The 20119-nt window shown below is 71.2% G+C and carries 18 protein-coding genes; 8 read left to right on the top strand and 10 right to left on the bottom strand.

Annotated elements, in window-relative coordinates; all coding sequences use genetic code 11:
* Positions 1 to 239: 239 nt before the first annotated feature.
* Positions 240 to 1832, bottom strand: a complete 1593-nt coding sequence (locus QSK32_RS31865) for a DEAD/DEAH box helicase (protein WP_285473957.1) — start codon at positions 1830 to 1832, stop codon at positions 240 to 242.
* 249 nt (positions 1833 to 2081) lie between these two features.
* Here QSK32_RS31865 and QSK32_RS31870 point away from each other — a divergent pair, with 249 nt between their 5' ends.
* Positions 2082 to 2933: a sigma-70 family RNA polymerase sigma factor gene (locus QSK32_RS31870; protein WP_045742042.1), complete on the top strand. Its 852-nt coding sequence runs from the start codon at positions 2082 to 2084 to the stop codon at positions 2931 to 2933.
* Positions 2934 to 2996: 63 nt separating this feature from the next.
* Here QSK32_RS31870 and QSK32_RS31875 read toward each other — a convergent pair whose 3' ends face one another.
* Positions 2997 to 3503, bottom strand: a complete 507-nt coding sequence (locus QSK32_RS31875; protein ID WP_285473958.1) for a hypothetical protein — start codon at positions 3501 to 3503, stop codon at positions 2997 to 2999.
* A gap of 172 nt (positions 3504 to 3675) precedes the next feature.
* Here QSK32_RS31875 and QSK32_RS31880 point away from each other — a divergent pair, with 172 nt between their 5' ends.
* A complete protein-coding gene (locus QSK32_RS31880) occupies positions 3676 to 5994 on the top strand; it encodes a HelD family protein (RefSeq protein WP_502872574.1) in 2319 nt (772 codons plus the stop codon).
* Between the two features lie 82 nt (positions 5995 to 6076).
* On the opposite strand, the gene QSK32_RS31885 is transcribed toward QSK32_RS31880, so the two are convergent.
* Positions 6077 to 7006, bottom strand: a complete 930-nt coding sequence (locus QSK32_RS31885) for a sigma-70 family RNA polymerase sigma factor (RefSeq protein ID WP_045742045.1) — start codon at positions 7004 to 7006, stop codon at positions 6077 to 6079.
* Positions 7007 to 7207: 201 nt separating this feature from the next.
* Here QSK32_RS31885 and QSK32_RS31890 point away from each other — a divergent pair, with 201 nt between their 5' ends.
* Complete coding sequence (locus QSK32_RS31890; RefSeq protein ID WP_045742046.1) at positions 7208 to 7708, top strand: DUF456 domain-containing protein; 501 nt, start codon at positions 7208 to 7210, stop codon at positions 7706 to 7708.
* A gap of 6 nt (positions 7709 to 7714) precedes the next feature.
* Here the strand turns inward: QSK32_RS31890 and QSK32_RS31895 are convergent, their stop codons facing one another.
* A complete protein-coding gene (locus QSK32_RS31895; protein WP_285473960.1) occupies positions 7715 to 9049 on the bottom strand; it encodes a D-alanyl-D-alanine carboxypeptidase family protein in 1335 nt (444 codons plus the stop codon).
* On the bottom strand, positions 9046 to 9477 hold the full coding sequence (locus tag QSK32_RS31900; RefSeq protein WP_045742047.1) for a hypothetical protein: 432 nt from the start codon (positions 9475 to 9477) through the stop codon (positions 9046 to 9048). The genes QSK32_RS31895 and QSK32_RS31900 overlap by 4 nt, the downstream gene beginning before the upstream one ends.
* A 194-nt stretch (positions 9478 to 9671) precedes the next feature.
* On the opposite strand from QSK32_RS31900, the gene QSK32_RS31905 reads away from it, so the two are divergent.
* A complete protein-coding gene (locus QSK32_RS31905; protein ID WP_045742048.1) occupies positions 9672 to 10022 on the top strand; it encodes a histone-like nucleoid-structuring protein Lsr2 in 351 nt (116 codons plus the stop codon).
* A 164-nt stretch (positions 10023 to 10186) separates the two neighbouring features.
* Here QSK32_RS31905 and QSK32_RS31910 read toward each other — a convergent pair whose 3' ends face one another.
* The 4 genes from QSK32_RS31910 to QSK32_RS31925 form a co-directional block, all read right to left on the bottom strand.
* Positions 10187 to 11065, bottom strand: coding sequence for an LLM class flavin-dependent oxidoreductase (locus QSK32_RS31910; RefSeq protein WP_045742049.1), 879 nt, complete (start codon positions 11063 to 11065; stop codon positions 10187 to 10189).
* Between the two features lie 43 nt (positions 11066 to 11108).
* Positions 11109 to 11573 (bottom strand): MarR family transcriptional regulator, encoded by a 465-nt coding sequence (locus QSK32_RS31915; protein WP_045742050.1) that lies wholly within the window; start codon positions 11571 to 11573, stop codon positions 11109 to 11111.
* An 84-nt stretch (positions 11574 to 11657) separates the two neighbouring features.
* Complete coding sequence (locus QSK32_RS31920) at positions 11658 to 12800, bottom strand: PP2C family protein-serine/threonine phosphatase (RefSeq protein ID WP_083448963.1); 1143 nt, start codon at positions 12798 to 12800, stop codon at positions 11658 to 11660.
* A 92-nt stretch (positions 12801 to 12892) separates the two neighbouring features.
* Complete coding sequence (locus QSK32_RS31925) at positions 12893 to 13285, bottom strand: ATP-binding protein (protein WP_045742051.1); 393 nt, start codon at positions 13283 to 13285, stop codon at positions 12893 to 12895.
* A gap of 138 nt (positions 13286 to 13423) precedes the next feature.
* Here QSK32_RS31925 and QSK32_RS31930 point away from each other — a divergent pair, with 138 nt between their 5' ends.
* Together QSK32_RS31930 and fgd are read left to right on the top strand one after the other, a co-directional pair.
* On the top strand, positions 13424 to 15265 hold the full coding sequence (locus QSK32_RS31930; protein WP_285473961.1) for a sigma-70 family RNA polymerase sigma factor: 1842 nt from the start codon (positions 13424 to 13426) through the stop codon (positions 15263 to 15265).
* Positions 15266 to 15275: 10 nt separating this feature from the next.
* Entirely contained in the window at positions 15276 to 16271 is a 996-nt protein-coding gene (gene fgd / locus QSK32_RS31935; protein ID WP_045742053.1) for a glucose-6-phosphate dehydrogenase (coenzyme-F420), read from the top strand.
* A gap of 106 nt (positions 16272 to 16377) precedes the next feature.
* Here the strand turns inward: fgd and QSK32_RS31940 are convergent, their stop codons facing one another.
* A complete protein-coding gene (locus tag QSK32_RS31940; protein ID WP_052720393.1) occupies positions 16378 to 17487 on the bottom strand; it encodes a glycosyltransferase in 1110 nt (369 codons plus the stop codon).
* Positions 17488 to 17739: 252 nt separating this feature from the next.
* Here QSK32_RS31940 and QSK32_RS31945 point away from each other — a divergent pair, with 252 nt between their 5' ends.
* Positions 17740 to 18396 (top strand): HAD family hydrolase, encoded by a 657-nt coding sequence (locus QSK32_RS31945; protein ID WP_045742054.1) that lies wholly within the window; start codon positions 17740 to 17742, stop codon positions 18394 to 18396.
* 74 nt (positions 18397 to 18470) lie between these two features.
* On the top strand, positions 18471 to 20114 hold the full coding sequence (locus tag QSK32_RS31950) for a sodium:solute symporter family protein (RefSeq protein ID WP_045742055.1): 1644 nt from the start codon (positions 18471 to 18473) through the stop codon (positions 20112 to 20114).
* Positions 20115 to 20119: the final 5 nt, after the last annotated feature.

Raw genomic sequence — 20119 nt, forward strand, 5'->3', positions numbered from 1 at the left:
GGGCGCGCTGCGCGCCCCAACTCACCACAGCGAACGGGGTGTGTTGATTTGGGGTGCGCTGCGCGCCCGAAGTCACCACAGCGAACGGGGTGTGTTGATTTGGGGTGCGCTGCGCGCCTGAAGTCGCCACGGCGAACGGGGTGTGTTGAGTTGGGGTGCGCTGCGCGCCCCAACTCAACACGGCTGACGGGGTGTGGTGATTTCAGGCGTGGAGAGCGCCTCAAATCACCACGCGGGAGTCAGCGGCCGGAACGGCGGCCGGTGGAGCGGGTGGAGAACGCGGCCGCGCCACCGGAGGCGGTGGAACGCTGCTGCGGCGTACCCGAACGGGTGGTGGAACGTGCCTGGCCGGCCTGGCCGGACCCGCGCTGACCGCCGCGACCACCGGCGGTGGCCTGCGTGGCACGGCCTCCGGCGGACGCCTGGCTGCCGCGGCCGCCGGACGTGGCCTGACCGCGGCCACCGGTGCCCTTGTCCGGGGAACCGGACGACGTCGCGGCCGCGGTGCCGGCACCGGTCGAGCGGCCACGTCCCCGGCGGCGGCGCGAACCCCGCGACGGTCCGCCGGTGCCCTCACCCTGCGCCGTGCCACCGTCCGCCGACCGGGAGCCGGAGGCCGACGAGGTGGGGGCCGGGGCGGACGCGGCGGCGGCCTCGGCAGGGGAGACGAAGGTCCGCTCGCCCGGCGCCAGCTCGGCGAGCAGCGTGTCGCCCGGCCGGGCCTTCGTGGTGACCGGCCGGATGCCCGCCTTGCGGGCCAGGTCACGGACGTCGGACTGCTGGTCGTCGGTCATCAGCGTGATCACCGTGCCGCGGTTGCCGGCCCGGGCGGTCCGGCCGGACCGGTGCAGGTAGGCCTTGTGCTCGACCGGCGGGTCGGCGTGGATGACCAGCGCGACGTCGTCGACGTGGATGCCACGGGCCGCGATGTCGGTCGCCACCAGTGTGCCCGCGCTGCCGTCGGAGAACGCCGACAGGTTGCGGTTGCGGGCGTTCTGCGCGAGGTTGCCGTGCAGCTCGACGGCCGGGATGCCGGACGCGATGAGCTGGCGGGTCAGCACCTTGGCGCGGCGCTTGGTGCGGGTGAAGACGACCGAACGGCCGGGCGCGGCGAGCAGGTCGACGAGCACGCCGAACCGGTCGTCGTGCCGGACGTGCAGCACGTGGTGGTCCATCTCGACGGGCGCCTGGGCGGCCGCGTCGACGTGGTGGGTGACCGGCTTGCGCATGAACTGGCGGACCAGCACGTCGACGCCGTTGTCCAGGGTGGCCGAGAAGAGCAGGCGCTGACCGGTCGCCGGGGTCTGCGCCATCAGACGCTTCACCACCGGGAGGAAGCCCAGGTCGGCCATGTGGTCGGCCTCGTCGAGCACGGTGATCTCGACGGCGTCCAGCGAGGCGTGACCGTTGCGGATGTGGTCGTCGAGCCGGCCCGGGCAGGCGACCAGCACGTCGACGCCGTCCTTGAGCGCCTTGATCTGCGGGTTGGGCCCGACGCCGCCGAACACCACGAGGGTGGACAGTTTCGCCGCGTCGGCGAGCGGGCGCAGGGTGGCCTCGATCTGGGTGGCCAGTTCCCGGGTCGGCGCGAGGATCAGCGCGCGGGGGCGGCCGGTACGGCGCGGCGCCTTCGAGGCGGCCAGGCGGGCCACCAGGGGCAGCACGAACGCGTACGTCTTGCCGGATCCGGTGCGGCCACGTCCGAGGACGTCACGCCCGGCCAGCGAGTCGGGCAGGGTGGCCGTCTGGATCGGGAACGGGGCCGTGATCCCGAGCCCGGTGAGTGCCGTGGTGAGGACGGCGGGCACGCCGAGCTCGGTGAAGGTCGTCATGAAGGTGGGAACTCCAGTGGTCGAGGGTCGGTCTGCCCGGCGCTGACCTCACTGGTCGCGACGCGTGGTGGTCGACCCGAGGGCGGCCGCCCGTAAGAGAGAAGCGGTTAACCGCTACCGATCATTGTACCGGCCACGCTCCGCAACCGGTTCGCACCCGAGGGCGAACCGGTCCGCACTCAGCGCGGCTCATCTTTCTCCTCAGTGCCGGGACGTCCCCGCCCCCGGCAGGACCTGAGGAGGCCCCTGATGACCGTTGAGACACCGGCAGTGGAGCGGCGTCGCGAGGACATCGTCCGGGCGAACATGCCTCTCGTCGGACACCTGGTCCGGGAGATGCTGGCCCGTGTCCCGGCACACGTGAACCGCGACGACCTGCTCTCCGCAGGGTACGCGGCTCTGGTCGCCGCCGCTCGTGGTTTCGACCCGGAGCGGGGTGTCCCGTTCCCCCGGTTCGCGGCGGCCCGGGTTCGCGGCGCCCTCCTCGACGAGCTCCGCGGGCTGGACTGGGCCAGCCGTTCGGTCCGCCAGCGGGCCCGCCGTTCCGACTCGGCGCGTGAGGAACTGATGGCCGAGCTGGGGCGTACCCCGACGACGCAGGAGGTCGCCGAGCGCCTCGGGTGCAGCGTCGAGGACCTGGAGCAGGCCGCCGACGACGTGCAGCGGGCCACGGTGTTCAGCCTGCAGGGTTTCGCCACCGCGACCGCCGACGACATGGTGACCGAGCCGGGTGCGGGCCCCGAGGAGATGCTGCTGCGCCGGGAACGTCTCGGGTACCTGCGGCACGCGGTGGAGGCGCTGCCGGAGCGTCTGCGGGAGGTGGTCGAGGGCTACTTCTTCCAGGAGCGCCCGATGGCCGACATCGCTTCCCGGCTGGGTGTCAGCGAGTCGCGGGTCTCCCAGTTGCGTGCCGAGGCGCTGGTGCTGCTGCGGGACGGTCTGAACACGCACCTCGATCCGGCGATGGCCGCGCAGAACCCGCCGAAGGAGGGCTGTGTCGCCCGCCGCCGTGCCGCCTACTACGAGAAGATCGCCAATCGTGGCGATCTGCGTACCCGTCTCGCCCTGACCAGCGCGGACGGTCTGCCGGCGGCGGCCTGAGACTCGGCCCGGATCCGGGGGCCCGCCGCGGTTCGCGGCGGGCCCGGGGACGCCCGTCGGAGTTCAGGCGTTCGCGCAGGTCCCGGCCTTCTTCTGGGCCGCGATGGCCTTGTCGGCGCCCAGTTTGTACAGCGCCAGACCCTCCTTGGCCGGCTCCAGCCGCCAGGAGTCCGCCTCGTAGACCATGGTGTACGACTGGGCCGCGACCAGTTGCTTCGCGATCACCACCGCCTTGTCGGTGCCCTCCATCCGGGCACTGGTCAGCGTGATCGCCAGGCCCTTGCGGGAGCAGGCCTGGTTGAGCTTGACGTAGTCGTCCTTGCTGATCGACTGCTTGCCGGCAGCGGTGTACATCTCCCACGCTCCGGCGAAGTCCCCGCCACTGAACCGGTCGAAAACGGTCTGGGCCGCGTCCTTGGCGCCCTCGATGGTCTTCGGCGCCGGGCCGGCGGCTGCGGCGGCCGCGGGCTCGTCCTCGTCGCCGGAGCACGCGGAGGTCACGCCGAGGGTGGCGATCATGGCGAGGGCAACGATCGAGAAGCGCCGGATGGGGTGGTTGTTGTCGTCCATGTCCCGGTTAATCCCGGGTGGGCTCTCCGCGTAACGGCCCGGGCGTGTCGAGACGGATTTCGGACACTCGCGGTGTCGGCCGTAACTCGCGGCGGCTCCGCTATTCTGGTCGTTTGCCGAATCCATGGCAGATACGAAAAAGGCAACCATAAGAATGGTTGCCAGCGCCGGAATGATAGCACGAAAAGGGGCGACTTTGTCAAGCTGGAACGCCGAGATCGATTCCGAGCAGGCGTACTTGACCACGCTCTACACGCGGCTCGATCAGTTGCGTGAGCAGGCGGACAATCGGCTGCGCGCGATCCTGCTCGAAGGCGGCGGCACCCCGCAGGGACGGGCCCAGCGGGAAGCCACCCGGGGCCACTACACCGAGCAGCTCGCGCAGTTCAACTCGGTGGAGAACGGCCTCTGCTTCGGCCGCCTGGACTTCGCCGCGGATCATCCGCGCTACATCGGCCGGCTCGGGCTCTTCGCCGAGGACCGCGCGCAGGAACCGCTGCTGGTGGACTGGCGCGCACCCGCCGCCCGGCCGTTCTACCTGGCCACCGCGGTCAGCCCGGACGGCGTCACCCGGCGCCGGCACCTGCGGTCCCGGGGACGCACCCTGACCGACATCGACGACGAGGTGCTCGACATCTCGGCCGGCGACGGGACCGGCCGGGAGGACGTGACCGGCGAGGCGGCGTTGCTCTCCGCGCTGACCGCGAACCGGACCGGCCGGATGCGCGACATCGTCGAGACCATCCAGGCGGAACAGGACGAGGTGATCCGATCCGGACTGCCGGGCGTGCTCGTCGTCCAGGGCGGCCCGGGCACCGGCAAGACCGCGGTGGCCCTGCACCGGGCGGCTTACCTGCTGTACACGTACCGGGAACAGCTGACCCGGTCCGGCGTGCTGATCCTCGGGCCGAACACCACCTTCCTGCGCTACATCTCGCAGGTGCTGCCGTCGCTCGCGGAGACCGGCGTGCTGCTGGCCACCCTCGGCGACATGTTCCCCGGGGTCCGCGCCCGGGCCGTCGAGCGCCCGGCCGCCGCCGCGCTCAAGGGCACCCTGCACATGCTCGACGTGCTGGAGAACGCGGTCGCCGACCGGCAGACCGTTCCGGACGAGTTCGTCGAGGTCGACCACGACGGCTACCCGCTGCGCATCGAACGGGCCGTGCTCGAGGAGGCCCGGTCCGCGGCCCGGCGCTCCGGCAAGCAGCACAACGTGGCCCGGCAGATCTTCGTGACCGAGTCGATCCACGCGCTGTCGCAGCTGATCGCCGACCGGATCGGCGCCGACCCGCTCGGCGGCGACAACCTGCTCTCCGAGGCCGATCTCGCCGAGACCCGCCGGGAACTGCGCGAGGACGTCGACGTGCAGCAGGCGCTCTTCGAGTTCTGGCCGGTGCTCACCCCACGACAGGTGCTGCGGGACCTGCTCACCGACGACGACCGGCTGGACTCGGCCGGGTGCACCGCCGAGGAACGGGCGCTGCTGCTGCGCGACCCCTCGGACGGCTGGACCCCGGCCGACGTACCGCTGCTCGACGAACTGGCCGAGCTGCTCGGTGTGGACGACACCCTCAAGCTGCGCGAGCAGAAGCGGCAGCGGGCCGCCGCCCTCGACTACGTCGAGGGCGTTCTCGAGATCGTCGAGGGTTCCCGGTCGCTCGACTTCGAGGACGAGGGCACCGACCGCGACGAGGTGCTCTCCGCCCTGGACGTGGTCGACGCGGACGCCTTCGTCGAACGGCACGAGGTCATCGACACCCGGACCGCCGCCGAACGGGCGTCCGCCGACCGGACCTGGGTGTTCGGGCACATCATCGTGGACGAGGCCCAGGAGCTGTCGCCGATGGCCTGGCGGCTGCTGATGCGCCGCTGCCCGAGCCGGTCGATGACCGCGGTCGGCGACGTCGCGCAGACCTCCGAACTGGCCGGCACCACCACCTGGGAGCAGGTCTTCGAACCCTACGTGGCGCAGCGCTGGCGCCTGGTCGAGCTGAGCGTCAACTACCGCACCCCGGCCGAGGTGATGGCGGTCGCCGCGGACGTGCTCGCCGCGGTCGACCCGGCCCTGCGGCCCCCGCATTCGGTGCGGTCGGCCGGCGTGACGCCGTGGGCACGCCGGGTGGGGCCCGGCGCTCTCGCCGAGGAGTTGATTGCGGAGGTACGTAAGGAGTCCGCGCTGATCGAGGAGGGCCGTCTCGGGGTGCTCGTGCCGGACCGGCTCGAGGAGTCCCTGGGTGCCGCCCTGATCGCGGCGGTACCCGGCGCGGCCGTCGGGGAGCAGCCCGACCTGCTCAACCACGTGGTCCTGATGACCGTCCGGCAGGCGAAGGGGCTGGAGTTCGACTCGGTCCTCGTGATCGCCCCGGACGAGATCATCGAGGAGAGCCCGCGGGGCCTGTCCGACCTCTACGTGGCGATCACCCGGGCGACCCGTCGACTGGGCGTTCTGCACACGACGGATCTGCCGAAGGTGTTGTCCGCGCTGGCGTGACCGCTTCACCGCGTACCCCGTGAAGGGCGAAACAGGAGAGACCCGGCGGAAGCACCGCCGGGTCTCTCCTGTGCGGGACGAATCAGTGCCCGCCACCGTTCGGCGGCTGGCGCAGGCCCCGGCCGATCGCGGTGTGGCCGTGCGCGTTGGTCATCGCCAGCCGGCTGTGCATGGTGGTGTTGTTGGCGATCTGTGCGTAATACGACGCGCGGCGCCGGGCGGTGATGCTTCCCGGGTTGTCCGGCGCGGGCGCCAGATCCGGGTTGAGGTGCGTGTTCAGGCCGTCCTTGAGCAGTGACAACGCCTCGGCGCGCAACTGGCTCACCCGGCTCTCGGTGACCCCCAGGTCGGAGGCGATGTCGGCCATCGGGCGCTCCCGCAGGAAATATTCGGTGACCACCGTCTGCAGGCGCTCCGGCAGCGAACCGATCGCGTGGTGCAGATAACCGATCTGCTCCCGGCGCAGCAGCATCTCCTCCGGGCCCGGCGCCTGCTCGGTGACCAGGTCGTCGGCGCTGCTGGTGGTGAAACCCTGCAGCGAGAGCACGGTCGCCCGCTGCACGTCGTTGTTCGTCTGGTTCAGCTCGGTGGTGGTGGTGCCGAGCGCCTGGGCCAGCTCCTCCGGCGTGGGCGTCCGGCCGAGAGTGGTGGTCAGGTTCTGCTTCGTCGCGTCGGTGCTGCGCGCCTTCGACCGCACCGACCGGGTCGCCCAGTCCAGCGCCCGCAGCTCGTCGAGGAGCGCGCCCCGGATCCGGGTGCTCGCGAAACGGTGGAACGGCACACCGCGCTCCGGGTCCCAGCCGCGCGTCGCGGTGACCAGGGCGTGCAGCCCGGCACTGGTGAGATCGTCCCGATGGATGTGGTTGGGGATGCGGCTGAGCATGTCCCGCACCAGGTGCCCGACGAGCGGCATGTGGGTGCGGATCAGCTCCTCCTGCTCCCGGACGGAGAGCACGGTCGCGGCGGGCGCGAGATCGGCGACGAAGTCGGCAGTCGTCACGGCGCTGGTCATGTCTGTTCCCCCGGTTCATGTCGGCGCCCGCGGCCGTGGGGCCTTGGCTGACAGGGAGAACTGTCCAATACAAAAGGTGCTGAGCCGGGCACACGCAGTTGCGTACCGGTTGCATTCGTCCGCGGAAGCGGCCGTTGGTTAGCCATCGGCGCTCGGCGGGGCTGGTTGAGGGTTCTGGACGGTTGCGGCAGGGTGTCCCGCATGGAATTGAGCGACACCGGTACCGCCATCACGATCATCTCTGGAATCCTGATCCTCACCGGCGTGATCGGGGTGATTCTTCCGGTGTTGCCGGGATTGCTGCTGACCTGGGGCGGCGTCCTGTTGTGGGCGCTGCTGGGCGGGGCGTCCACCGGCGTCGCCTGGACGGTGGCGATCGTGGCCTCGCTGATCGGCGGCGGAGGGATGGTCCTCAAGTTCCTCTGGCCGGGAAAGAAGCTGCAGAACTCGGGAGTGCCGACGTCGGCGCTGCTGCTCGGCGGGGTGCTCGGCCTGGTCGGCTTCTTCGTGATCCCGGTGGCCGGGCTGGTGATCGGGTTCGTGCTGGGTGTGTGGCTGGTCGAGCTGAACCGGCTCGGCGCGGACCGGGCCTGGCCGTCGACGCGGTCGGCGCTGGCCGCGGTCGGACTCTCCCTGCTGGTGGAGCTGGCGGCGGCGCTGGGGATCGCGGTCGTCTGGATCTTCGGCCTGGTCCTCGGCTGACTACTACTACTGGTCGGCGGCGGCGGTCGCGTCGCGGTGGGCCCGGCGCCGGCGTCGCTGGAGGACCAGGAGCAGGAGCGGGATCGCGGCCAGGCTGATCGCGATCGACGCCGCGGCCGCCACCGACACCGGGCTCCCCGAGGCCGGCCGGGCGGCCTGCGGCGACTGCTCCACCCGGGTGCCCTCGGTCGGCGCGGCCTCCGCCTGCTGCTCGGCCCGCTGCTGCGCCGCTACCTCCTCCGGGGTGACCAGGTTGCCGACCGAGGAACCCTCCGGCAGGGAGAACCCCCAGTCGAGCAGGGCGGCACCCTGCTGCCAGCCGCGCTTCGGCCTGGCCTCGGCGCCGAGCAGGGTGACCACGAGACGGCGGCCGTCGCGTTCCGCCCCGCCGACGTAACTGTGCCGGGCCAGCGTGGTGAAACCGGTCTTGCCGCCCAGCGCACCCGGATAGTTGAAGATCAGCTTGTTCTCGTTCTGGAACTGGAAGCCGCCGGCCTTCTGCTTCCGCTGCGCCGGCATCGTCGCGGTCTTCGTCAGCGCGTACTTGCGGAAGTCGGCGCTGGCGAAACACACCCGGGCGATGAGCGCCATATCGTACGCACTGGTGAACTGCCCCTTGCCGTCCAGCCCGGACGGGGTGACCGCGTGCGTCTGGCGCGCGCCCAGCGAGGCGGCCAGCGCGTTCATCGCGCCGACGGTCTTGGCCACACCGTCGGTGCCGCCCCCACCGGCCGTGCGGGCCAGCGCGTTCGCCGCGTCGTTGCCGGAGTTGAGGAGCAGCCCCAGCCAGAGGGTCGAGACCGGATAGGTGCCGCCGACGACCAGGCCGACCGCCGAACTGTTCACCTCGATGTCCAGGTCGCCGTCGGTGGCGGTGACCTTCTCGGCCGGGTCGAGCTGGTCCATGGCGGTGGCGGCCAGCAACATCTTCTGCACGCTGGCCGGGGTCTGATGGACGTGCGGTCCGCAGCCGCCGAGCACCTCGCCGGTGTCCAGGTCGGCGACCAGCCAGGTGGTCGCGGTGACCGCGGGCGGGGCGGGGACGCCCGCCGGGACGGTGAGCCCGCGGGTGGCGAGAGCCTCACCCCCGACGGCCATGTCGGCGGCGACGTCGGCCGGCGGGGTGGGCGCGGGCGGCCGGCTGGGCGCGGCCACCCTGGGTTTCGGGCACGCGACCGGGGCGGCTGCCGCGGCGGAGACGGGAACGCGGCCGGATGTGGCTGCTGTCGATGCGGCGGAGACGGGAACGCGGCCGGTTGCGGCTGCGGCGGGGACGGCGGCCACCGGGACCGCGAGGAGTCCGGCGGTGAGGGCCGCGAAGGGCCGGAGGGCTGAGGTCACGGCCAGTGGGCTCCCGCCTCCAGCCGCCGGTCGAGCAATCGCCCGAGGGGCATCGGATCCCCGTCGCCGCCGCCCGCGCCCACGATCATCCGGGGTTTGCTGGGACTGAGTTCGGCTCCGGTGAACCGGGCGCGCAACGAGGCCGGGACGGTGAGGATGTAGTATTCGCCGTCCTCGCCGACGGCCACCGAGCGGTCGTGTTTCAGATACCACCCGCGGGCCGTCGTCCGGTATGTCGACCGTCCGTCCAGGCTGCGGGCGCTGAGCGGGTGCGGGGGCAGCCCGGCCTCGGCGGCACGGCGGACGAAGTCGTCGAGCAGCGCACCGGCCTGGCGCGCCTCGGCGGCACGGTCCGCCTCCAGCGCGGCGGCGCGGCCGGCCGCGGCACGCTTCTGCTGCTCCCGCCAGGCGAGCTGCTCGTCCTGCATGGCGCCGACCCTAACGCCCACCGCGGCCCGTGGCCAACCGGGCTTTGCGGATTCGGCGCTATTGCGCCGGCCCCATTCTGATAAGGGACCGGGCGGCGGATGGAAAGAATTGCCGGATCGCGGTGGGGAGTTGCGCGGCCCGCCGGTCGCGCGCAAGACTGGGCGCGGTTGATTAATTTCTCTCGGGAGTCCTTATGGCGCGCCAGGTAATCACCACCCTGATCGACGATCTGGACGGCAAGAAGGCGGATCGGACGGTCGAGTTCAGTCTCGACGGTGTCAGCTACACGATCGACCTTTCCGAGGCGAATGCCGGAAAGTTGCGTAAGGCGCTGGACCCGTACATCAACGCGGGCACCCGCCTGGGCCGGACGACCACGGGGCGCATCCCGTCGCGGGGGGCCACTCCGGTGCGCACCGCCGGTTCCCGTGACGAGAACCGGCTGATCCGGGAGTGGGCGATTCGCAACGGGCACAAAATCTCCGAGCGTGGCCGCATTCCGCAGGAGGTCAGCAGCGCGTACCGGGCGGCCCACAACCGCTGAATCGTGCCGGTCGCGGGCTGCCGTGCCCGGCGGCTGGTTGCCCTCCGGCGCCGGAGTCCGATGACGGTGCGTGAACGGAACCGGCGCGCGGAATCCCCTTCGACCGGCCCGAAACGGCTCGCGCCGGGCCGGGCGAAATGGCGCGGGAAACGGGTCGGGAAAGCTCAGCCCCGGCGCAGGCGGGGCAGTTCGGCGGCGACCGACTCCAGCACGCTCTCGTCGCCCGCGTACCAACTGGACTGGCGCGGCCAGTGGGTGATGACGTCGGTGAAGCCGAGTTCCGCCGCGCGGCCGATAGCGTCTTCGAAGGCGTTGACGCTGCTCAGCGAGTAGACCGGCGACGAATCCAGATTAAGATAACGATCCACTGTGTCCGGTGCACGGTCGGTGTCCGCCAATGCCGTCTCGAATCGGTCCCGGATGGTGGTCACCTCCCGCCACCACTGGTCGGCGGTGTCCGCCTGCGGGCCGGTGGTGACCCAGCCGTCACCGTTGCGGGCGGCCAGCCGCAGCGCCCGGGGACCGTTGGCGGCGATCACGAACGGTGGGCGCGGCTGCTGCACCGGGCCGGGGATGCTGCGGGCCTCGACCGCCGAATACCACTCGCCGGACCAGGTGGTCGACGGCGTGCTGAGGATCGTGCCGAACAGCTCCAGGAACTCGGTGAACCGGTCGACGCGCTCGCGCGGCGTGAGTTCCGGCCGTCCGAGCACGGCGGAGTCGAAGCCGATGCCGCCGGCGCCGAGGCCGAGCAGCAGCCGGCCGCCGGAGATGTCGTCGAGGGCGAGGGCCTCCCGGGCGAAGTGCACCGGATGCCGGAAGTTAGGTGAGGCGACGTAGGTGCCCAGGCGGATCCGCTCGGTCACCATCGCGGCCGCGGTGAGGGTCGGCACCGCGTCGAACCACGGGCCGTCCGCCAGGTCACGCCAGCCGAGGTGGTCGTAGGTCCACGCGTGGTCGAAGCCGAACTCCTCGGCGAGCTGCCAGCGTCGCCGGGCGACGGCCCAGCGCTGGTCCGGAAGGATCACGATGCCGATGCGCACGGGACGCAGCCTATCGCCCCTCAGCACCGCTCCTGTCGATCACCTAGGCGGTCCGGAGATCGCCGCTCGCGGTGTCGTGGTCCTGCGCGGCGGCGGCCTCGAACGCCTGCAGGGCGCGGAGCAGGTCCTGGCGGGCGCCCGGCGGCATCCGGTCGAGCACGTCGGCGAGCGCCGCCCGGCGACGGTCCCGCAGGTCGTTGAGCAGCCGCTGGGCGGCCGGGGTGAGCAGCAGCCGGACCTCGCGCCGGTCGCGGGGGTCGGCGACCCGGCGCAGCAGCCCGGTCGCCTCCAGCCGGTCGCAGAGTCGGCTGGCGGAGGACGGCACCACGTCGAGGGCCTCGGCCAGCCGGCTCATGTTGGTGTGCCGGTTACCTGAGATGATCATGAGCACGCGCAACTGGGCCGGCGGTACAGACGGACTCTGTGCCAGCCTGGCCTGTTCGAGGACAGCCGCGAACGACTCCGCCGACGACTCGATCGCGGCGGCGACCTCGGTGACGCGCTCCATGCCGACACCCCGTTTGTAGAGTCACGGACTCATGAGCCTCTACCCCTACCCGGTCCGGCGGTTTTTCAACCGGTCCGAAACGGGTCAGCGCCGCCAGTCCAAGCAGACCGTGACGGCATCGTCGAGCGCGTCGGCTCCGGCGTGGTAGTCGCGAAGGCCTCGCATCACCGTACCCACCGCTTCTGTGGCCGGCTGCAACCGTGTCCGTCGAAGTGCACTGAGCAGGGCAGATTCACCGTAAGGTGATCGGCCTCCGGGGGTGGCGGCGTGTACCCCGTCACTCACCACGAGCATCCGGTCGCCGGGATCCAGCCGGAAGCGCTGGATCTCGTAACGGGCCTCGCCGAACATGCCGAGCGGTAACTGCTGCTCCAGCTCGACCTGCCGGACGTCACCGCCCCGGGCGATCAGGCAGTGCGGTGAGCCGGCGTCGACCGCCGCCACGTCCCCGCTGACCAGATCGATCTCCAGGAGCAGGGTGGCGGCGTGCACCGTGCCGCTGTAGCGGGAGTGCACCGCGTCGGAGGCCAGTTCGGCCTGCTCGACGATGTCGGCGCCGCAGCGGCGGGCGTTGCGCATGGCGTTCACCGCGGTGGCGGTCAGCATGGACGCCTCGAGACCGTCACCGTCGCCGTTGAGGACGGTGATGGTGAGCCGGTCACCGTCGAGCGCCCAGTCGAAGTGGTCGCCGCGGACGTCGTACGCCGGCTCGAGCTGCCCGGCGAGCAGGAAGCGTTCGTCGCCGAGGGACCGGCCGGGGAGCAGGTCCCACTGGAGCTCGGCGGCCATCGTGAGCCGCTCCCGGCGGCTCGCCCGGTGGTAGCGGTCGGTGGCCGGGGCCGCGGCGCGCATGGCCACCGCCAGCTCGTCGGCACCGGTGGCCAGCTGGTCGGCGACCTCCGGCTCGGGACGGCGGGGCAGGTCCAGGCGCAGCACGCCGATCCGTTCACCCCAGCAGCTCAGCGGCAGATACAGCCGGTACGTTCCGGAGAGCGTGCTCTCGGCGCCGGTGCGCTGACTGCCGAAGCAGCGCAGCGCCGACGGGTCGGCTGTGGTCTTGTCCTCGCTGAGCAGCGGGCACATCGCGGAGTGGGTCAGATCGGGGATGAAGACCTCGATCCGGTCTGCCGAGTAGTGGCGTCGCAGATGCTCCGCCACCACCTCGGGGAGCCGGTCCGGAGGCGCAGCACGTAGTAGGGAACCCAGGGGTACCGGTTGGTCGGACACTCCACACTCCTCTCCCGACAGCAGGTATTTGTTATACGGCAAACGTTTCGCGCCGGAACAGCCCACCCTGGGCTGTTCCGGCGCGGAAACGCTCAGGCGAAGGACTTCTCGAAGTGGATGAGACTCCCGGTGCGCGGGCTGGAGTGCATGCGCACGTTCTCGGCCAGTGCCCTGATCAGGAACAACCCGCGTCCCCGTTCGCTGCTCGGAGCAGGTGAGACACCCGCGTCCGGTCCCAGATCGAAGCCCGTGCCCTCATCGACCACGTCGATCGAGCAACGGTCATCGGCGACCTCGAGGCGGACCTCGAAGTTCTCCACCCCCGCCGCGTGCTTCACCACGTTGGCGCACGCCTCGGTGAGGGCGATCTCCAGATCGGCGCCGGCCTGCCGATCGACCCGCAGGGTCGTCAGCGCGCAACGCAACAGCCTGCGCACCGCGGGGACGCTGTCCACCTCGCGGGGCAGGTTCAGTCGTACCGACATGCGCATGTGATGTCTGTGCCCGATCCGCGCTCACGCTAATCGTCGCCCCTGGGACAGCACGCCGAAACGTGTTATCCATGGTCACCATGCACGTCTCCCTTCCTGGAGAAGCACTGCATGCCCAGGAAAGGCGGGACTATGGCACCACAACCGGATACCGCGACGGTGATCGCGGCGCGGGCCGGGGACGCGGCCGCGATCGACCGGCTCGTGGCGGGTTACCTGCCGCTGGTGTACACCATCGTGGGACGCGCGCTGGAGGGTCACGCCGACGTCGACGACGTCGTCCAGGAGACCATGATCCGGGTCCTGAGCAACCTCGGTGACCTGCGTGAACCCGAGTCGTTCCGTTCCTGGCTGGTGGCCATCACCGTGCGCCAGGTGCGCGAACGGTTCCGCCGCCGGCAGCCGGACGCCCCGATCGACGCGGACCTGCGCGACCCGGGCGCCGACTTCACCGACCTGGCGATCACCCGGCTCGAACTCGCCGGCCAGCGCCGGGAGACCGCCGAGGCGACCCGGTGGCTCGACGAGGAATACCGCGAACTGCTCTCGCTGTGGTGGCTGGAGGCCTCCGGCGAGCTGACCCGCGACGAGATCGTCGAGGCCACCGGGGTCACCCGGCAGCACGCCGCGGTCCGCGTCCAACGGATGAAGGCCCAGCTGGAGACCGCCCGGGTGGTGGTCCGGGCCCTCAACCGGGCGCCGCGCTGCCCCGAACTCGACGTGCTGGTCACCCCCTGGGACGGCCGCCCCGGCGCGCTCTGGCGCAAGCGTGTGGCACGGCACACCCGCGACTGCCGGGTCTGCGCGCCGGCCTGGGACAACCTGGTCGCCGCCGAACACCTCCTGGCGGGCCTTCCGCTGGTCGTCCCGGTGCCGGCTCTCGGGACCCTCCTGAAATTCAACATCCTCGGGGGTACGACCGGAGCACCGTCCACCACCGCCACGACAGCCGCCCCGGGCCTCGCGGCGAAGGTGGGCGCGGCCGCCGCACAGAAGGCGCTCGCCGGGCTGCTGACGGTGGGAGTGGTGGCGGGAGGCGGTGGGGCCTTCTACGCGTACACCCGGCCGGCGGAGCCGATCGAGACCGCGGCCGTCGTCGCCGCACCCTCGGCCCCGCCCGCCTCGATCGCGCCCTCCCCGGCGGTGTCCCGCAGCGCCTCGCCGTCCGCCCCGGCCCCGGCCTCGTCGTCGCCCGCGGCCTCGCCGTCGGTGACCTCGAAGGCGGCCGTGGTGACCGCCTCGGCCAAGAAGGGCGTCGGCGTCTGGAAGTTCAGCGGCGCGAAGGGCGCGCTCAAGGACGTCGGCGCGTCCTGGTACTACGACTGGGCGCCCAGCGACGACGAGGTGCCCGGACCGTCCGGCGTCGACTTCGTGCCGATGATCTGGGGTGCGGCGAACGTCACCGACGCCACCCTGAAACAGGCGAAGTCCGAGGGCGACGGGTGGCTGCTCGGCTTCAACGAACCGGACCTGGCCGAGCAGTCGAACATGACCGTGGAGGCCGCGCTCGACGCCTGGCCGAAACTGGAGGCGACCGGGATGAGGCTGGTCAGCCCGGCCGTCGCCTACGGCGGGGACACCGAGAACGGGTGGCTCGACCGGTTCATGACCGGCGCCGCGGCCCGCGGCCTCCAGGTGGACGCGATCGCCCTGCACTGGTACGGCTCCGACTTCAGCAAAGCCGCGGTGAACCAGTTCCTCGGCTACGTCGACGCCGTCCACGAGCGGTACGGCAAACCGATCTGGATCACCGAGTTCGGCCTGATGAACTTCGGGGGATCGCCCAGGTACCCGAGCGACGCGCAGAAGGTGACCTTCATCAAGGGCGCCACCGCCGGAATGGAGAAGCGCTCCTACGTGTCCCGGTATGCCTGGTTCGGGCTGCCGGCCGTCGACGACAGCGTGGATTTCGGGCTCTACAAAGACGGGAAGACGCCGACCGAGGCGGGCAAGGCGTACCGATCCGCGGGCTAGGCTGAGATTCATGATTCGGTTCGGGTACAAAGCTTCGGCGGAGCAGTTCGCGCCGGCGGAACTGCTCAAGTACGGCATCCTCGCGGAGGAGCTCGGCTTCGACTCGGTCTTCACCAGCGACCACCTCCAGCCGTGGCGGCACGACGGCGGGCACGCCCCGGCCGCACTGCCGTGGCTGGGGGCGCTCGCGGCGCGTACCGAAAGGGTCCTGATCGGCACGAGCGTGCTCACGCCGACGTTCCGGTACCACCCGGCCGTCGTCGCGCAGGCCTTCGCCACCCTCGGCTGCCTCGCGCCGGGACGCGTCGTCCTCGGCGTCGGCTCCGGCGAGTCGCTCAACGAGGTGCTGCTCGGCACGCAGTGGCCGGACGGCAAGGAGCGGTTCGCCCGCCTCAAGGAGGCCGTCCTCCTGATCCAGCAGCTCTGGACCGAGGACCGGGTGACCCACGAGGGGCAGTTCTACTCCACCGAGAACGCCACCATCTACGACAAGCCGTCGACGCCCGTCCCGATCTACATCGGCGCGTCCGGCCCGGCGGCGACCCGGCTGGCCGGGCGGATCGCCGACGGATTCATCACCACCAGCGGCAAGGGCCACGGTCTGTACACCGACACCCTGCTCCCGGCGGTGAACGAGGGCGCGGAGAAGGCCGGCCGCAAGAGCGACGACCTGGACCTGATGATCGAGGTCAAGGTGTCGTTCGACGACGACATCGACCGGGCTCGCAACGACACCCACTACTGGGGTGCGCTGGCCCTGTCGCCGGAGGAGAAGACCGGCGTCGAGGACCCGATCGAGATGCAGCGGCTGGCCGACGCGCTGTCGGTGGAGCGGACCGCGACCCGGTGGATCGTGTCGTCCGACCCGGAGGAGCACGCGGCGAAGGTCACCGAGTACCTCGACATGGGCTTCAAGCACCTGGTGTTCCACGCGCCGGGTCCCGACCAGGAGCGTTTCCTGCGGCTCTACTCGCAGGAGATCCTGCCGCGGCTGCGCAACCGCTGACCCCCGCGTGTTGATTTGGGGCGCTCATGGCGCCCGAAGTCAACACGCTGCTTGGGGTGTGTTGATTTGGGGCGCGCTGCGCGCCCGAAGTCAACACACTGCGGGGTCAGACAGAGCGGAGGTCGCCGCGGCCCGAGCCGCCGGCGCCCTCGCCGTTGATCACGCGGAGGTTGGGGCGGCCCTGCACCCGGCGGCGGCCCGCGCCGGCTTCCCGGACGACCGCCTCGGCGTCCGGCCGGTTGTCCCGCCACCGGCGCCGCATCAGGTTGTCGCCGTCACCACGTCCCGGCGGGGTGATCCCGGCCGTGCCGTCCTGCCGGCCCGGTGTCACCGGCGCCGGCCCGGCCAGGCGGGCCGCGCCACGCCGGCGGTCGGTGGCCCGGCGGTCGCCGCGCCGGCGGTCCACAAACCCGGCATCGCCCGGCAGCAGGCCGCTGTTCGGCCGGTCACCGCTCGTGCCGCCGCGCCGCGGGTTCGGTGCCGGCCACTGCCGGACACTGTTCGGCGGATAGCGGTCCGGGTACGGCGGATTGACCCGCCCGGTGCCGGTCATCACGACGATGCTCTCGCCGGTGGCCGTCCGGGTTGCGGCCGGCCGCCGTTCGGCGATCAGCGCGCGCAGCGCCGGGCCCAGGGCGGGCATCCCGGACCGGTCGGTGTGCGGATAGACGGTGACCTCGACGTCGGCGACCTTCAGCCCGGCCCGGGCGGCCCTGACCGCGATCAGCGGCTCCACCTCACCGCCGTCACCGGTCAGCGGTTCGGTCCCGGCGACCGGGGGCAGCCCCAGCCGGTCGGTGGTGTCGCGCCAGAAGGCGCGGTATCCGAAACCGGGGTCGGCCGGCCGGCAGCCGAGCAGCACGCCCATGAACCAGAGCAGGATCAGGTCGGTGGGCCGGGTGATCCGGCGGCGCGACCCGTACGCCATGTCCGCCCCGCCGCGCAGCGCCGCGACGAACGCCGGCACCTCGGCCGGGTCGCAGGAGCCGTCGCCGGGCAGGGTCACGATGATGTCGCCGGTGGCCGTGGCGACCCCGCAGGCGACGGCGTTGCCGGAGCCGGAGCGGGTCTGGCGGATCACCCGGGCGGCCCGGGGGAGCGCGAGCGCGGTGTCCTCGGCGGTGCCCACCACGATGATCAGCTCGTGCACCGGGGGCAGCGCGGCGAGAAGCAGCGGCAGCCGCTCAGGACTCTGCGTCGGGATGACCACGCTCACGGTGGGTGACGCCGGGCGGTGTCCGGGGCGACTCGGCGGGACTGGCATGTGCGGTGGCTCCCCGGCTTCGGTTGCGGTGCTTACCACGACCCTGCTGCGGCTGCGGTACTCCCACGACGCTACCGGCCTGCAACCGGACCGCACCCCGACCTAACGGCTGATGATCATCGACTGGCCGGTCCAAACCGCCCGCCGGGCACGGGGACGCGTCACCGTGCGTACACGATGGGGTGTTGAGGGTAGGGTGACCGGGTGAGTATCGCGGCGGTGGTTTTCGACCTGGACGGCGTCATCATCGACACCGAGGAGGTCTGGGAGGAGGTCCGTCGCGACTACGTCGCCGAGCACGGCCGTGAATTCCTGCCGGACAGCCAGGACCGGATGATGGGCATGAGCACCGGCGAGTGGTCGGCGCACCTGGCCGACGAGGTGGGCGTGCCGCGCACCGCGGAGCAGGTCGCCGCCGACGTGCTGGGCCGGATGGCCGAGCGTTACCGGGCCGCCCTGCCGCTCATCCCCGGCGCGGCCGACGTGGTCCGGGCCCTCGGCGGGCACTACCGCCTGGCGCTGGCCAGCTCGTCGGCGCGGATCCTGATCGACCAGGTGCTGGCGACCGCCGGGCTGACCGGCGAGTTCGAGGTGACTCTCTCCACCGAGGAGGTGCCGCGCGGCAAGCCGGCGCCGGACGTCTACCTGGCCGCGGTCGCCAAGCTGGGCCTGACCCCGGCCGACTGCGTGGCGATCGAGGACTCGAGCAACGGCCTGCGGTCGGCGGGCGCGGCCGGCCTGACCGTGATCGCCGTCCCGCACGGCGTCTACCCGGCGGCTCCGGACGCGTTGGCCCAGGCGAAACTGGTGGTCAAGGCCATCACCGAGGTCACCCCGGAAGCGGTCGCCGCGCTGGTCTGAAACATGCCGGACATTCTCGTGTGAAAGATCTTCGATTCGGGTAGTCAGCGGGCCGTCCTCGAAGGGGGTGGCCCGTGTCCGGGTTGAGACTTGATGTCGGGTTGGTCGACTATCTGATTCTGGCGATCTATTTCGTCACGGTGCTGGGGGTCGGATTCGCCGCCCGGCGTGCGATCCGCACCAGCGCCGACTTCTTCCTCTCCGGCCGGTCGATGCCGGCCTGGGTGACCGGTCTGGCCTTCATCTCGGCCAACCTGGGCGCCCTGGAGATCATCGGCATGGCGGCCAACGGCGCCGAGTACGGCCTGATGACACTCCACTACTACTGGATCGGCGCGGTCCCGGCCATGGTGTTCCTCGGCATCGTGATGATGCCGTTCTACTACGGGTCGAAGGTCCGCAGCGTCCCCGAGTTCCTGCGGCTGCGGTTCAACCGGCCGACCCACCTGTTCAACGCGGTCAGTTTCGCGGTGGCGCAGGTGCTGATCGCCGGCGTCAACCTGTACGCCCTGGCGCTGATCCTGCAGGCGCTGCTCGGCTGGCCGCTCTGGCTGTCGATCGTGATCGGCGCGGCGATCGTGCTCGCGTACATCACCCTCGGCGGACTGTCGTCGGCGATCTACAACGAGGTGCTGCAGTTCTTCGTGATCCTGGCCGGTCTGCTGCCGATCACGATCATCGGGCTGGTGAAGGTCGGCGGCGTCGACGGCCTGTTCGAGAAGGTGCGGGCGACGCAGCTGGGCGACGCCGCCCTGCACACCTTCCAGGACACCGCCGGCACCGGGAACCCGCTGGGTGCGAACTGGATCGGGATCGTCTTCGGTCTCGGGTTCGTGCTGTCGTTCGGGTACTGGACGACGAACTTCGCGGAGGTGCAGCGGGCGCTCAGTGCCAAGGACATGAGTGCGGCACGGCGTACCCCGATCATCGGTGCCTTCCCGAAGTTGCTGATCCCGGTGGTGACCGTGATCCCGGGGCTGATCGCGCTGGTGACCGTGCAGGGCCTGGGTGCCGAGGAGGGCGACCTGGTCTACAACAACGCGATCCCGCTGCTGATGCGCGATCTGCTGCCGAACGGTGTGCTGGGTGTGGCGGTGACCGGTCTGGTGGCGTCGTTCATGGCCGGCATGGCGGCGAACGTGAGCGGTTTCAACACGGTCTTCACCTATGACATCTGGCAGGCGTACGTCCGGAAGGACCGCAGCGACGAGTACTACATCCGGGTGGGCCGGATCGCGACGGTCGCCGGCATTCTGGTCGGCATCGGTACGGCGTTCATCGCGGCCGGCTTCGACAACATCATGAACTACATCCAGGCGCTGTTCTCGCTGTTCAACGCACCGCTGTTCGCGACGTTCATCGTGGGCATGTTCTGGAAGCGGATGACGCCGTGGGCCGGCTTCTGGTCGCTGCTGCTCGGCTTCCTGGCCTCGCTGACGCTGTACATCGGCCACCTGACCGAGGTGATCCCGTTCAACTCGGACCTGGAGGAGAGCTTCTGGGGTGCGGGGCTGGCGTTCGTGACGGCGGTGGTGGTCGCGGTGATCGTCACCCAGTTCACCCCGCGCAAGCCGGAGGACGAACTGAGGGGCCTGGTCTACGGCATGGCCGGCGAGGGCGGTGCGGTCTCCGAACCGGCCGTCTGGTGGCGCAACCCGGTGCTGCTGGGTGTGATCGCGGTGGTGCTGGCCGTCCTGCTTTACATCCCGGTGTGGTGAGGGGA

Source organism: Actinoplanes sp. NBRC 101535, from assembly GCF_030269225.1.
GTDB lineage: Bacteria > Actinomycetota > Actinomycetes > Mycobacteriales > Micromonosporaceae > Actinoplanes > Actinoplanes rectilineatus.

Excerpts from the sequence above, each read along its gene's own strand:
- fgd (WP_045742053.1), top strand. The coding sequence starts at position 15,276 with ATGATTCGGTTCGGGTACAAAGCTTCGGCGGAGCAGTTCGCGCCGGCG.
- QSK32_RS31865 (WP_285473957.1), bottom strand. The coding sequence starts at position 1,832 with ATGACGACCTTCACCGAGCTCGGCGTGCCCGCCGTCCTCACCACGGCA.
- QSK32_RS31870 (WP_045742042.1), top strand. The coding sequence starts at position 2,082 with ATGACCGTTGAGACACCGGCAGTGGAGCGGCGTCGCGAGGACATCGTC.
- QSK32_RS31890 (WP_045742046.1), top strand. The coding sequence starts at position 7,208 with ATGGAATTGAGCGACACCGGTACCGCCATCACGATCATCTCTGGAATC.
- QSK32_RS31885 (WP_045742045.1), bottom strand. The coding sequence starts at position 7,006 with ATGACCAGCGCCGTGACGACTGCCGACTTCGTCGCCGATCTCGCGCCC.
- QSK32_RS31925 (WP_045742051.1), bottom strand. The coding sequence starts at position 13,285 with ATGTCGGTACGACTGAACCTGCCCCGCGAGGTGGACAGCGTCCCCGCG.
- QSK32_RS31905 (WP_045742048.1), top strand. The coding sequence starts at position 9,672 with ATGGCGCGCCAGGTAATCACCACCCTGATCGACGATCTGGACGGCAAG.
- QSK32_RS31930 (WP_285473961.1), top strand. The coding sequence starts at position 13,424 with ATGGCACCACAACCGGATACCGCGACGGTGATCGCGGCGCGGGCCGGG.
- QSK32_RS31875 (WP_285473958.1), bottom strand. The coding sequence starts at position 3,503 with ATGGACGACAACAACCACCCCATCCGGCGCTTCTCGATCGTTGCCCTC.
- QSK32_RS31880 (WP_502872574.1), top strand. The coding sequence starts at position 3,676 with ATGATAGCACGAAAAGGGGCGACTTTGTCAAGCTGGAACGCCGAGATC.
- QSK32_RS31900 (WP_045742047.1), bottom strand. The coding sequence starts at position 9,477 with ATGCAGGACGAGCAGCTCGCCTGGCGGGAGCAGCAGAAGCGTGCCGCG.
- QSK32_RS31915 (WP_045742050.1), bottom strand. The coding sequence starts at position 11,573 with ATGGAGCGCGTCACCGAGGTCGCCGCCGCGATCGAGTCGTCGGCGGAG.